The organism is Bacteroides sp. MSK.20.82 (assembly GCF_019052485.1).
Taxonomy (GTDB): Bacteria; Bacteroidota; Bacteroidia; order Bacteroidales; family Bacteroidaceae; genus Bacteroides; species Bacteroides thetaiotaomicron.
The window spans coordinates 1-13,845 of the sequence record NZ_JAHQUN010000079.1; the positions used below are offsets into that span (position 1 = coordinate 1).

General features: G+C 44.5%; 12 protein-coding genes and 1 pseudogene. 9 read left to right on the forward strand and 4 right to left on the reverse strand.

Annotation, left to right across the window (positions count from 1 at the left end; genetic code table 11):
- Positions 1-2,157 (forward strand): hybrid sensor histidine kinase/response regulator (locus tag KTR07_RS26710; protein ID WP_217315545.1); only part of this gene is annotated, 2,157 nt, incomplete at its 5' end.
- Positions 2,138-3,421 (forward strand): sigma-54 dependent transcriptional regulator, encoded by a 1,284-nt coding sequence (locus tag KTR07_RS26715; RefSeq protein WP_004326332.1) that lies wholly within the window; start codon positions 2,138-2,140, stop codon positions 3,419-3,421. The genes KTR07_RS26710 and KTR07_RS26715, both read left to right, overlap by 20 nt.
- 3 nt (positions 3,422-3,424) lie before the next feature.
- On the opposite strand, the gene KTR07_RS26720 is transcribed toward KTR07_RS26715, so the two are convergent.
- The 4 genes from KTR07_RS26720 to mobA form a co-directional block, all read right to left on the reverse strand.
- Positions 3,425-3,838 (reverse strand): hypothetical protein, encoded by a 414-nt coding sequence (locus tag KTR07_RS26720; RefSeq protein WP_004326331.1) that lies wholly within the window; start codon positions 3,836-3,838, stop codon positions 3,425-3,427.
- A gap of 293 nt (positions 3,839-4,131) precedes the next feature.
- Positions 4,132-6,168: a conjugal transfer protein MobC gene (mobC, locus tag KTR07_RS26725; RefSeq protein ID WP_005776849.1), complete on the reverse strand. Its 2,037-nt coding sequence runs from the start codon at positions 6,166-6,168 to the stop codon at positions 4,132-4,134.
- Positions 6,169-6,230: 62 nt separating this feature from the next.
- Entirely contained in the window at positions 6,231-7,493 is a 1,263-nt protein-coding gene (mobB, locus tag KTR07_RS26730; RefSeq protein WP_004326329.1) for a conjugal transfer protein MobB, read from the reverse strand.
- Complete coding sequence (gene mobA, locus KTR07_RS26735; RefSeq protein WP_005784646.1) at positions 7,478-7,900, reverse strand: conjugal transfer protein MobA; 423 nt, start codon at positions 7,898-7,900, stop codon at positions 7,478-7,480. Before mobA ends, mobB begins: the two co-directional genes overlap by 16 nt.
- Positions 7,901-8,601: 701 nt before the next feature.
- Here mobA and KTR07_RS26740 point away from each other — a divergent pair.
- The 7 genes and pseudogenes from KTR07_RS26740 to KTR07_RS26770 form a co-directional block, all read left to right on the forward strand.
- A complete protein-coding gene (locus KTR07_RS26740) occupies positions 8,602-9,354 on the forward strand; it encodes a ParA family protein (RefSeq protein WP_005776850.1) in 753 nt (250 codons plus the stop codon).
- A gap of 5 nt (positions 9,355-9,359) precedes the next feature.
- Positions 9,360-9,797, forward strand: coding sequence for a DUF3408 domain-containing protein (locus tag KTR07_RS26745; RefSeq protein WP_005776852.1), 438 nt, complete (start codon positions 9,360-9,362; stop codon positions 9,795-9,797).
- Positions 9,798-9,799: 2 nt separating this feature from the next.
- Positions 9,800-10,174 (forward strand): DUF3408 domain-containing protein, encoded by a 375-nt coding sequence (locus KTR07_RS26750; protein ID WP_005776853.1) that lies wholly within the window; start codon positions 9,800-9,802, stop codon positions 10,172-10,174.
- On the forward strand, positions 10,162-10,821 hold the full coding sequence (locus KTR07_RS26755) for a DUF4122 family protein (protein ID WP_005776854.1): 660 nt from the start codon (positions 10,162-10,164) through the stop codon (positions 10,819-10,821). The genes KTR07_RS26750 and KTR07_RS26755 overlap by 13 nt, the downstream gene beginning before the upstream one ends.
- Before the next feature lie 184 nt (positions 10,822-11,005).
- A complete protein-coding gene (locus tag KTR07_RS26760) occupies positions 11,006-11,302 on the forward strand; it encodes a DUF4134 domain-containing protein (RefSeq protein WP_007843736.1) in 297 nt (98 codons plus the stop codon).
- Positions 11,303-11,305: 3 nt separating this feature from the next.
- Entirely contained in the window at positions 11,306-11,629 is a 324-nt protein-coding gene (locus KTR07_RS26765) for a DUF4133 domain-containing protein (RefSeq protein WP_005776857.1), read from the forward strand.
- Positions 11,626-13,710 (forward strand): annotated as a pseudogene (locus KTR07_RS26770) (TraG family conjugative transposon ATPase); the annotation flags it as partial. The gene KTR07_RS26765 and the pseudogene KTR07_RS26770, both read left to right, overlap by 4 nt.
- Positions 13,711-13,845: the final 135 nt, after the last annotated feature.

Sequence of the window (13,845 nt, forward strand, 5' to 3'; positions counted from 1 at the left end):
GTTTTACCTTTATATGTCAATAAATTATCATCTTTAAGTGAGTCTGTATTTACATGGAATTATAGAGACTATTTAGAATATCAAAGGAATCGTTTGTTTACAGATAGTATTTTACAAGATATAAAAATACATTGTAATGGTTTTATCCAGATTGAGCAAGTTGATTCTTTATGTAATATGTTAGAGCAAAAAGAATATTCTCTTTTGCATATCATGAGAACTATTAAGTCCAAAGAGAAGTCAGACAGTTTATTTTTTGAATCCCAAATTCCTAAAAAGAGTTTAAAAACACGAACAGTAACGAGAAAGAAGAAAGGTTTAGCTGGATTTTTTGGAAAAACCGAAACAATTCAAGAACCATATTATGTGATAGAATATTCAGAATTAAAGAAAAAAACAAATATAGATCATAAAAATTATCTGATTCAGATAGAGATGGAATCAGATAGTTTAATCATGAAAAATAAATTGATAAATAATCAATTAAGCGAGCTTTTATGTGTTTTAGATGATGATATTCAAAAGAATTTTATTGAATATAATAAAGAAATTATAAATGCTCAAAAAACGGCTTTTCGCTTATTCTCTATAATTATAATCATAGCTATTATTTTATTATTGCTCTCCTTTTTTATTATACGTTCGGATTTTAATAAAGAAGAAACGATTAAACGAAAATTAAAACAGGTTATTAAAGAGAATGTAGATTTACTTGAAATGCGCAAGCAAATTATTTTAACTATTTCTCATGATGTACGAGGCCCACTTGGTAATATACATAACTGTGCCGATTTGGTTTCGGAAACGCGAGAAAAGAAAAAGCGCGAAATCTATTTAGATGACATCCGTCATTCTTGCCAACACGTCCTACATTTAGTTAACGACCTGATGGATGCTTACCGGATTAATGACGTCGGTAGCTTACGTAATGATGCACCTTTTCATCTAAATCGTTTTTTGCTGCGCATTTCAGATGAATTCTCCCGTAAATCGGTTTCAAAAGGTCTGATTCTATATTCGGAACATAATGGTTCAAATGTAACTGTAAAAGGAGACGCGGACAAACTTGAACAAGTACTAGACAATCTGCTTACAAACGCCATCAAGTTTACATCCAAAGGAAATGTCTGTTTCCATACTGAATATTTAGAAGGGAAACTGTTGATTGAAATAAGGGATACAGGTATTGGAATGGATGAAGAGACGCTTAAAAAAATATTTTCTCCCTTTGAACGTGCTGCGCAGAATGTTAATTCAGAAGGTTTCGGTTTAGGTCTTTTTCTGACTAAGGGACTAGTTAAAGTCCTTGATGGAACAATAAATGTAGAAAGTAAGCTTGGTAAGGGGAGCGTGTTCAAACTTGAATTTCTTTTACCAGAAACGGATGAGCTTGTGGACGAATGTAATTCTTATAGTGAGTCTATAACCATTTTGCCGAAAAATGTACTTGTTGTGGATGATGATCCTATATTGCTAAAAATAGTGGAAGACATGCTTGGGCGTAATGGTATAACTTGTACGACCTGTATGAATGTACGGGATGTAGTAACAGCTATTAGACAATCAGATTATGATATGATACTTACTGATGTACAAATGCCGGATATCGATGGGTTCGCTCTATTAAAACTACTTAGAAATTCAGACATAGGAAATTCAAGAACCATTCCTGTTGCAGTCATGACTGCCCGTGGTGACGGAAATTCCGGAATCTATGAAAAAGAAGGATTTGCGGGTTGCATTCATAAGCCGTTCAACATCCATGCATTACTTACTTTTTTATCAACCATTATGTCTCAAATAAAAGTTTCTCAAACTGGAGATTTTGACTTTTCCTGCTTGTTGGATAGTACAGATGATCATGAACATATGATGTCTCTTGTTATCATGGAATCAAGAAAAGAAATTGAGGAACTTAAAACAGCCATAAAGACAACCAATCGTGAATCCATGAGAAAAACAATACATCGAATGATGCCTGTATGGGAAATGCTTGAAAAGGAACAGTTGTTGCGTGATTTTCAAGAAAAGTTACACGATATGGATATTAGTGATGATGTTATTTGTGAAAATGCTATCCAGATTATAGAGTGGATTGAAAAATTAATTAATGAAACAGAAAATGAACTGAAAAGATATGAAAATTCTGATAGTTGAAGACAATATGATACTTTGCGGAATGATTGAAAAATGGCTGCAGAAGGCCGGTTACGAAGTATTGACAGCTATAGATGAACCCGGTGCACGTAGTATTCTGAAGAAAAACGAAATCAATCTTGTATTGGGAGACGTACGTCTGCCGGAAGGTGATGGTATTAGTCTTCTGGAATGGATGATGCGTTCTAAGATGGAAGTTCCATTTATTGTCATGACAGATTATGCCTGTATCACGGATGCAGTCCGTGCTATCAAACTCGGTGCTAAGGATTATTTGCAAAAGCCTGTTCATCAAGAGCTACTGATAGAATTAGTACATAGTATGCTTAAGCAGCCAGTTATTGTACGTAAAGAGCGTTCTTTTGTTGAACGTACCAGTGAAGCTGCCAGAAAAGCCGCTTCACTGGCTCGTCGTGTGGCATCTTCTGAACTTTCAGTTCTGATACTCGGTCCGAGCGGAAGCGGTAAGGAAGTGATAGCCCAGATGATCCACCGTTATAGTGACAGACGTGATAAACCTTTCGTTGCTGTCAATTGTGGAAGTATACCTAACGATTTACAGGCTTCTGAATTTTTTGGTGCGGTCAAGGGTGCCTTTACCGGAGCAGTTGCTGATAGGAAGGGATATTTTGAAACGGCCAATGGAGGAACCTTATTTCTGGATGAAGTCGGTAATATGCCGTATTCCATGCAGATTCTTCTCCTTCGGGTTCTTCAGGAAAAGGAGTTTAATCCTGTTGGAAGTGATAAAGTCAAGCATATTGACGTGCGTATCGTATCTGCCACCAATGAGGATATGGAAAAGGCTGTGCAGGAAGGTCGTTTTCGTGAGGATTTGTATTATCGCCTTGCAGAACTCGAAATTGTTCAACCGCCATTAAAAGATTGTAAAGATGATATTCTTCCGCTTGCCGAATTTTTCAGGAAAGAACATTCCGGCAGAATACGTGTCAAGAATGAGGGATTTACCGAAGAAGCAAAAGCATGTATGTTGGGATATGACTGGCCGGGTAATGTGCGGGAATTGAACGCAAAGATCAAACGTGCGGTAATTGTTGCGGATAATGCATTATTGGATGTCTGTGACTTGGGACTGGACAATGTAGATTGTAGTGACAATCCGGATATTCGTATCATTCAGGAAAAGGAAAGGATACGAAATCTGCTTGATAAAAATCATGGTAATGTCAGCAAGACAGCAGCGGAACTCGGTTGCAGTCGTACAGCCCTGTACAAGAAAATGAAGAAACTTGATCTGAAGTAATCTTTATTCTTTAAGGCTGTATACCAGTCTGCATACATTGTTTCGGAATGTTTTGGACTCACGTAAAGTCCATTGTCCGAATTGAATCTTTCCAGTTATGTTTTTCCCACTTTTGTATGATATTGGAAGCAGGTAAATGACCAGTTCATCTGCGAGTCGGAAGAGAAATACTCCACCAGCATATTCGGCACTTTTTTCGTCCTGTACTTTCATAAAGAAGGTACAGTTATTGTCTCGTCTCTCTTTTGCATCCATCAAGTCAAGCATGCCGTAATGCGGATACATGTTGAATGTAGCCCGCTCTTCCCAATAAGGGAAGCCGTTCCGGTCTGTATTGAGCCATACCATCAGTTTCTCATTTTTGTCCGGCAGGAAACCGTCCAATGTGACGGGCATAATAATCTGTACTTTTGCCATACCTCAGCTTATTAAAAAAGCATGAAACCCATGCAGAATCCAAAGCTGAGGGTCTGGTAAACCCATTGTAAAGATACGCATGGGCTCACGCTATAGGGTATAGCATAAGCCTCACGCAATAGCCTTTACAATTTTTGAAATTTACCAGATTCCAGCTTTGGGCATCTTGCGACTTATGTATATAATCGACGGAAAACATCCCGTAATCCGCCGTTATGTTCTATTTCAAGTTCAAAGATAAGGAATGTTCCCTGAAAATCAAATTGATTCAGGATTTATTTGTCATTCTGTATCTATTCAGCTTTTCTTCTCTCCTCTTCTACACTTTCTATTCCCAGCCGTTCACATAGTTCCGGGTCGTTCTTTATACGTTCCATTTCATCGTTGATGATAGCCTGGGCATCCGCCTTTATCTGGTCATAATTACGCTGTATCTGCTGGAGCATGATGTCATTCCCTTCACTGTCCTTGAACGTGTTGATAACCGGGATTTTTTTATAAGCCTTTTCTTCCGCACTTACTTTGGCATGGTCCACGATAATTTCCGCATGGAAAATCTTCTGGTCTATTTTCTCACCGAAATTATCCGACACGGAACCGACAAACGTACCCTGTGATAGGTTGGAAATCTTGGATGCAGGAATCAGAGAATCCAGCTGGGTATTAATGGATGTGGAAACATCCTGACGGTTGATGGATATAGACTGCCGTTTCTGTAAAATCTTACCGAAACGTTCGGAAAGTGTCTTGGCCGTTTCACCTACCACCTGACCGCTGAATATGTTGCCGACTGTATTTTGAATTACCTTGCTTTCCTTTTCACCGTAGTCACGGTTAAGCTGGCTGAAGTCCTGAAATCCCAGACAGACTGCCACTTTGTTGGAACGTGCCGTTGCAATCAGGTTGTCCAGTCCTCGGAAATAGATGGTTGGAAGCTCATCTATAATGACCGTGCTTTTAAGCTGTCCTTTCTTGTTTATCAGCTTGACGATTCTGGAATTATACAGTCCGAGTGCAGCGGAATAGATGTTCTGTCGGTCCGGATTATTGCCTACACAAAGGATTTTAGGCTCCTTCGGATTATTAATGTCCAGAGAAAAATCATTACCTGTCATGACCCAGTACAACTGTGGAGAAATCATTCTGGTAAGCGGAATTTTCGCTGAAGCTATCTGGCCCTGGAGCTGATCCTGTGCCCCGCCTTTCCATGCATCCATGAAAGGAGAAAGGTAGTTCTCCAGTTCCGGATAGGAAGTCAATATGGTAAACAAATCTGAGTAAGGCTTGTTCAGCAGTTCCACGGCATGAGGGAACGTGCAGTAGATACCGCCTTTGAATATTTTGAGATACCATATAATGGCTGCCAGCAGGATAATCGGGGACTCTACAAAGAAATCACCCTGCTTTTCAATCCAGGTGCGGTTTAAGTTGAGCATAATGGTATAGCTTGCTTCGTATGCGTCAGAGATGTCCGTCATGAACTCCGGATTGATGGGATTGCAGCGGTGTGAACGGTGCGGATCATCGAAGTTGATGACATAGAAATGTGGCTTTACCTTGTATTTGTCCATATTGTGTAACAAGGTATTGTAGGCAATGGTGGAAAGGTCATCAAATTTATAATCATAGATATAGACACTGAAACCTTTGGAAATCATCTGTTTGATGTAGTTGTTTACCACTGCATAGGATTTACCTGAACCCGGTGTTCCCAATACGATGGTCGCACGGAAAGGATTGACCACGTTGATCCATCCGTCATTGAGTTTGCCGCCATACTGGAATCTGGTTGGCAGATTGACAGAATATTCATTCTCCATCAGCCTTGTCTCCTGCATGAAGGATTCGTTTTCCATATTGAATACGTCCTCCATCAGGTTATGTCTGTAAAGCCTGCTGATCCACAGTCCCGCCATGAGCAGGCATAGATAACCGGCTGCGAGAGTTACTACATACAAGGCAGTAATAGCTTCGTGCGGAAAAGGCAGTTCCAGCAGCCACCAGTTCATGAAAAAAAGAACAGCTCCGGCAGTAAGTACCGCCCATATACGCTGCCAGGTTATTTTCTCACCCTTGACTCCGATAGTACCCATACAGGATATGGCCAGCAGAAGAACTGCCATCAGTTTTGTCCAAAGGATACAGCCGAATATACCGGTTGTCCTGTCAAAGTTCATCAGTATCCGGTCTATGACATCCAGATTCAGATGCCAGGCACTCATACTGGGATAGCAGTACACATAAACGTGGACTACCAGAATAAAAATACTGACTGCCCTGCCGAATTCCATAATCTTGGCAAGGGCTCTCAAATCGTCTTCCTGTTGCATAATGATGTAGATGATTGTGGGGGAATCCGTTGTTCCCCCTGTTGTTGACTCATTTTGATTGATCAGATACCGCGTGATTTGCGCTTCTGTGGTTTCTTTTTCCGTTTCATGCGGCGACGGAACGCTTCTTCCTCGTAATCGACTGCCGGATTTGCCTCAAAGGAGAATATGCCTGCCGCCTGTTCAAGCGCACTGCCTTCTTCCATACGATGACCGTATCGTTTCCAAAGTTCCTCCGGACCGGACTGTTGTCTCTCCTGCCAGGGTATTCCTTCCCACCAGCAGACAAGATCGTTGAATACGTTGGCAGAAAACTCCTTTCCCATACGTGAACCGTTGAACGCCTCGCGTCGTTCATGGTCTATGAATGTGACGCCATAGATACGTCCGGTATCGTTCCTTCGGAATACCACATCAATGTGCTCCTGTTTCAGCAGTTCCCTGAATTCCTGTTCAGATTTTGCGTTACGCATGGCCCATACTACCTTGCCGGATATGGCAGGAGCCCATCTGCCTTCCTTGAAGTCCTGTGTATGCCGTAACATACGTTCGGACAGTCCCGTATTTCCGAAACGCTTGCCGAACCTTGCACTTTTTATCGGAGGGCTGACCACTTTACCGCTGTCGTCTGTAGCCGAATAGATGATACCCGTATAGGGTGTTCCCATGTAATCGCCCCGAACCTGTCGGGCTTCAATGTTCAGTGTGGAAAGCAGTGCGGAATACTCTCCGAAAGTCTGGAAACGGTAGCTTTCCAGTACGGCCTTCAGTGTGTTTCCTATCTGATGGCGTATATCCCCCTGTGAGGCATCGACCTTTTTCAGTTCCGCTTTCGGATTCCGTCTTTCCGCATCCGCACTGTTACGCAGTCCGAATTCCTGTTCCAGTTCCCGGCAGGCAGTCATGGAACGGCGGTGCTCATAGGAGTCATTGATTTTTCTTCCTTCATCGTCAATACATACACTCACGATATGTACGTGCGTGTTGCAGGTATCGCCATGTCTGTACACGATGAACGGCTGGTCACCGTATCCCATTTTCTGCATGTATTTCTCTGCCAGTTCCGCCAGCCTGTCATTGTCCAGCCTGTCTTCCGGTGCCGGACTTAGGGCGATATGCAGGACCGGTTTGTCCGTCCTCCTGTTTGCCGTCAGATGGTTTTCAAATGAAAGGAGAGCCAGACGCATGTCCCCGCTCGGCAGTCCCGGGCGGTCGGAAATCATCCGGTGTCCTGACAGGATTTCCGCCGTACCTTGAAAAACCTTTTCATGGTTATAGGACAGTGCTCCGTAAAGGCTTGCCCCGTGACTTATCTTTGCAACCATTTCTTTTCATATTCTTTGGTTAATGCCATAATCTGCTTGTTGAGCAGTATCAGTTCCAGGGTAGCCTTTTCAAGTTTGTAAAGCAGGGACATCGCCCTTTTTTCCCCGAAGTTTTTCTGTACGGCCCTTACGACCTGATTGTAATTGTTGCCTATTGCCTGGAATTGTCTGTAAAATTCCCCGAGCCGGATGTAATAGTCCATGGAAACCTTGTCCACCTTGATTACCTTCAGCTGTTCTGAAAAGATTGATTTCTTGATAAAGATTGTCCTGTCCCTTGCTCCGGATTCCAGAAACAGTTTCTCAAATCTGCTTTTCTCCTGTGCGTTCAGACGGAAATTGTACTTGTAGTCCGCCGGATCAGTCTTCGGTTTTCTGCCTGTCCTTCTTGCCTGTTTTTTCTCCATGCTTTTTTGCTTTTGGGTTGTTTTGCTTTCTCCGTCAGATTTTCCGACTTTGGAGGAAAATCCCCCGACCGTGAGGGAGGGCAAGTTGGTCTTTGTCGGGCAGAATACTTTCTGTCGGACAAAGACACAACTTGCTCTGTTCGTTTGAACAGAGAATCCACCTCCGGCGGATTGCTGCGCGACGTGAGCGGCGTGCTGCTGTCCGTCGGAAGATGTTCCAAGCCGTTCATCGGTTCTGACTTTGCAAAATTATGACCGTGTAAACAGTTGTGAAATAGTGGATTATATGACATATAAAGACGTCTGATGACATCTGATGTCATGGTGCAGGCTACATATTACCTGTATGCTTGAAAGACCTTATTTTTGACGCGATTTAAGCGTGCAATATTGCAATAACATAATGACATAATAACATGGCAACATAGTATTGCAATAACATAATGACATAATAACATAACAACATAGTATTGCAATAACATAAGGACATAATAACATGGCAACATAATATTGTAATAACATAAGGACATAATAACATGGCAACATAATATTGCAATAACATAAGGACATAATAATATGGCAACATAGTATTGCAATAACATAAGGACATAATAACATGGCAACAATAGTATCACAATAGCGTAATGCCATTATAAGATTAGTGAAAGAAAAAGTGAATATTAACCCCAAAAACAAAAGGTATGAACAAACGTCCGATTCTTGTCGCCTTCAGCAATCAGAAAGGCGGTGTGGGCAAGTCCACGGTAACAGCGGTTCTTGCCAGTTATTTTAATTATGTAAAAGGTCTGAAAGTTGCTGTCGTTGACTGTGACTATCCCCAGTTCAGTCTGGAAAAACTAAGGGGAAGGGATTTGAAGAACCTTGAGAAAAGCGAGTATCACCAGCGACTTTTCTGCCGTCAGTTTGAAGACGGTTCCCGTAAGGCCTATCCGATCGTCACTTCCACGCCGGAGGCAGCCGCAGAGATTCCCGGCAAACTGGAAGGCGACTATGACCTGATATTCTTCGATCTTCCCGGAACGGTGAACTCCCGTGGTGTATTCGAGTCCGTCATGAACATGGATTTTATCTTTACTCCCATTGTAAAGGACCGTATGGTCATGCAGAGCAGCCTTTCCTTTGTATCGACCGTTCAGGATTTTATCGGACAGCATCCGGAAGCTCCCCTGAAGGACATACGTTTATTCTGGAACCGTATGGACAGCCGTACTTCAAAAGAACTGTATGTAATGTATAATGCAATAGTGCTTCGTATGGGGTTAAAGGTCTTTGAAACCGTACTTCCGGATCTTGAACGTTTTAACAAGGAAATGACACCTTCTTCCAGACAGCATTTCCGCTGCACCCTTCTCCCTCCTTCCGAATCACTACTGAAAGACAGCCGTCTTGAGGCGTTTGCCCAGGAGATGGAACGTATCATATTTCCGGGATAAGAACTATGGCAAAGAAAAGAGAGATATTCAAGGTGGATGAGGATGCCTTGAAGGACATGATGGCCAGTGAATCCATTTCCTGCGGTAAATCTGGAACTGATGTCGGTGAGAATGTTCTTCCTGTCACAGAAAAGGAAAAAAATGTGCCGGAAGTAAAGACACAGGGACAGGAAAAGTCCCGCAAAACGATACGCGCCGATCCCGGACTGGAAGAGAAGGTGGAAATGTACAAGGAACTGTTTCTGGACAGAAAGAAGTCCGTACACAGAAAGCAGACCTATATCAGCTATGACATGTATTGCAGGCTGGCCCGTATCCTTCCCCTTCTGAGTGATGACATGAGTGTGCCTGCTTTTTTGGATAATGTGCTGGCACACCATCTTGAGACTTACAGTGAAGAGCTTGGCGAGCTGTTTCGCCGAAAAACCCCAAAAACATTCTGAAAATGATGTGGATTGTATTGACTGTTGCCGTATTGGTTTGCGGCCTGCTGTTATGTTGCGTTTATGTACTGTCCAATAAGATTTGTTCACTGAAAAGACAGGTCAGAGAGTTGAATGAGAAAATAGGAATAGCGAACTGCTTTCCCGAATATAGCCGTGTGTATCTGAACGATGCTCCAGTCGGGAAAGGACGTCAGATTCGTATCCGTTGCGGTTTGTACAACAAGGCAAGCCGCCTTATTCCGTTTATGGCTCCCGGCATGAGTGTTTCAGTCTATGTGAGCAATATCGTGGAGGAACACTTGAAACGCCACGGAGAATTGCTGAAGAATGAACTTGAATGCTTTCTCTATAAGGATTCTTTATGGAAGAACTGATATACTTCTGTGTACGGATTGTCTGTATAGGCTATTTGCTGTACAGCGTGTATAGCTGGAGAAGGCGTATCGAAACTGTTTGTACCCTGCTTTATGGGAAACCTTGCGTGAAGAAGGAAAAGAAAGAAGCTGCCGGAACGGAATCTGCGGTTTCAGATGCAGAAGTGATGGGAAGTACCCGTTATGTCTATCTGGACGAGAATGCCGGAAAGACTGCCGCTCCCTTCATGAGCCAGCCACTTGAAAGGAATTTTATCGGTGAGGAGGAGGACGTGCAGCAGGAAGATGTGGAATGCAACCTTCAGCTGGAAAAGATGAAACTCCTGCAGGAAGTCCAGGAAGACCTTGATGCGGAGTCTCCCGAAGTTGAATCCGTATCACCTGTTCTGTCCAGCAGGGACATGGAAGTACTCGGCGAATATCTGACACATCAGGATGAAGCCGACCATGAGAAGGCCATGCAGGCAGCCCGTGTCCTGTTCTCCATCAGGCAGACCAGCCTGATGGACGTGTTCCTTTCCAATATGGAGAATTCCGCTATTGTAGAGGAACTGATAGACAGGTATCTTGATGAGGACGGCAATCCCAAACCGCTTAAGGTAAAGGATGGGAATGAACCGTCTGACGAGTGGCGGAAATATATCTGACACCGATATATTCAGGCATCCCGGAAATCTTTTCGGGATGCTTTTTTTATGTCTGTAAGGCTTCCTGAATGACATCTGATGACATCCGGTGACACCTGATGACAGTGTTGTATCACAGCGGTTTAAGCCTTATATATTTGCAGTCGAATTCAACATTTATGTCAAACCCAAAAATGATTCGACAATGAAGAGAAGAATCCTATTTTCAGTATTGTGTGTGCTGGCAGCGGCAGGTGCCTTCGCACAGGGACAGGGTCTTGCCGGCATCAATGAGGCTACCAGCCTTATGACTTCGTATTTCGATCCGGCCACCAAATTGTGTTATGCCATTGGAGCCGTACTCGGTCTGGTCGGCGGTATCAAGACGTATGGCAAGTTCAGCAGCGGTGACCCGGATACGTCCAAGACTGCGGCAAGCTGGTTCTTCGCCTGCATCTTCCTGATTGTGGCCGCCACCATTCTCCGTTCCTTCTTCCTGTAAGCCATGGATTACCGTATCAACAAAGGAGCAGGCCGTCCGATTGAGTTCAAGGGCTTGAAATCACAGTACCTGTTCTTTTTTGCCGGAGGCCTTGTATCGGTCTTTCTTGCGGTGGTTGTCCTGTATATGGCCGGTGTCAGCCAGCTGGTATGCCTGTCTTTCGGGGCGGTATCCGGTACCCTGGCCGTATGGCTGACCTTCCGCATGAATGCCCGCTACGGTGAGCACGGGCTGATGAAGATGCTGGCCGAGAAACGCCATCCGCGCTATCTGTCAGCCCGCCGCAGAATATTCAGAGCATTAACCAAAAAGAAGAGAAAGAAATGAGAAGTGTATTGAAGGCCTGTGATCTGGAAGACAGATTCCCGATTCTGGCCGTGGAAAACAACTGCATCGTAAGCAAGGATGCGGACATTACGGTAGCCTTCGAGGTCGAGCTGCCTGAACTGTACACGGTGACGGCAGCGGAATATGAAGCCATTCACGGTACCTGGGTAAAGGCCATGAAGGTGCTTCCCAATTATTCTGTCGTGTACAAGCAGGACTGGTTCGTCAAGGAAAACTACCGGAGCGAAGGAGACGGGACGGAAAGTTTCCTGTCTCGCAGCTATGAGCGTCATTTCAACGAACGCCCGTATCTCAGGCACCGCTGCTTCCTGTACCTGACAAAGACCACACGCGAACGTGCCCGTCGCCGCAGTGATTTCAGTACCCTGTGCCGCGGCTATATCCTTCCCAAGGAAATCACGGACTGGGATTCGGTCGTGAAATTCCTGGAGGCGGTGGAGCAGTTCGAGCATATCATGAACGATTCGGGGCATGTCAGGATGAAGCGTCTCAGAACGGAAGAGGTGGTCGGAACGGAAGAATGTCCCGGGCTGATTGAAAGATACCTGACTCTCGGTATGGAGGACACGCACCCCGTATTACAGGACATCTGCCTTGATCCGGAACGTATGCGCATCGGTGACAAACGTCTTTGCCTGCATGTGCTTTCCGATACGGAAGACCTTCCCGGCAGTGTGGGCACGGACATGCGCTATGAGCGCTTATCCACGGACCGTAGCGACTGCCGTCTTTCGTTTGCGGCTCCGGTAGGACTCCTGCTTTCATGCAACCATGTCTATTCGCAGTACGTGTTCATCGATGACGCGCAGGAAATCCTGCAACGCATGGAAAAGACCTCACGTAACATGCTGTCCCTGTCGAAATACAGCCGCAGCAATGCCGTGAACTATGAATGGGCAGAAATGTATCTTGACGAGGCGCATACGAAAGGGCTTGTTCCGGTACGGTGCCACTGTAACGTACTGGCCTGGGCGGAAGACGAGGAAGAGTTAAGGCGTATCAAGAACGATACCGGCAGCCAGCTTGCCCTGATGGGATGCGTACCCCATTACAACACGATAGATACTCCGGTGCTGTACTGGTCTGGTATTCCAGGCAATGCGGGCGATTTTCCGGCTGAGGAAAGTTTCTATACCTTTCTGGAACAGGCTGTCTGCCTGTTTGCTTCGGAAACGAATTACCGCAGTTCGCCCAGCCCGTTCGGTATCCGTATGACGGACAGGCAGAGCGGCGTACCGCTTCATCTGGACATCAGTGACCTGCCCATGCGCAAGGGAATCATCACCAACCGCAACAAGTTCATACTCGGTCCCTCCGGCAGCGGTAAATCCTTCTTTACGAACCATCTTGTCCGCCAGTATTATGAACAGGGTACCCATATCCTGCTGGTGGATACCGGAAACAGCTATCAGGGACTTTGCAGCCTGATTCATGACCGGACACATGGAGAGGACGGTATCTATATTACCTATGAGGAGGACAATCCCATCGCCTTCAATCCGTTCTATACGGATTCCGGGGAGTTTGACGTGGAAAAGCGTGAAAGCATCAAGACACTGATACTCACACTCTGGAAACGTGAGGATGAATCCCCAAGGCGTTCGGAGGAAGTGGCCCTTTCGGGAGCGGTGAACGCATACATCCGCAGGATAATGGAAAACAGGGATGTCAGACCCGATTTCAACGGATTCTACGAGTTTGTGCGTGATGACTACCGCCGGATGATTGAGGAGAAGAAAGTCCGTGAGAAAGATTTTGACATCGACGGTTTCCTGAACGTGCTGGAACCGTTCTACCGTGGCGGTGATTATGATTTCCTGCTTAATTCGGACAAGGAACTGGATCTTACCAACAAGCGCTTTATCGTATTTGAACTGGACAATATCAGCGGAAACAAGGTGCTTCTGCCCGTGGTCACGCTGATAATCATGGAAACCTTCATCGCCAAGATGCGCCGTTTGAAAGGTATCCGCAAGATGATACTCATTGAGGAATGCTGGAAAGCCCTGATGTCCGCCAATATGAGTGAGTACATAAAGTATCTCTGTGCGCCCGTAAAGGTTGCATCGTAAACATCTCTTTGGCAAGAGATTAGGAAAGTGTTCTTTGAAAATAACCTATCATCAGCCGACTTATCTGTTTTCGGGAAAACTTAACCGAGCAGGGAGTGTAGCATGTCGGAAAAGTCATAAGTC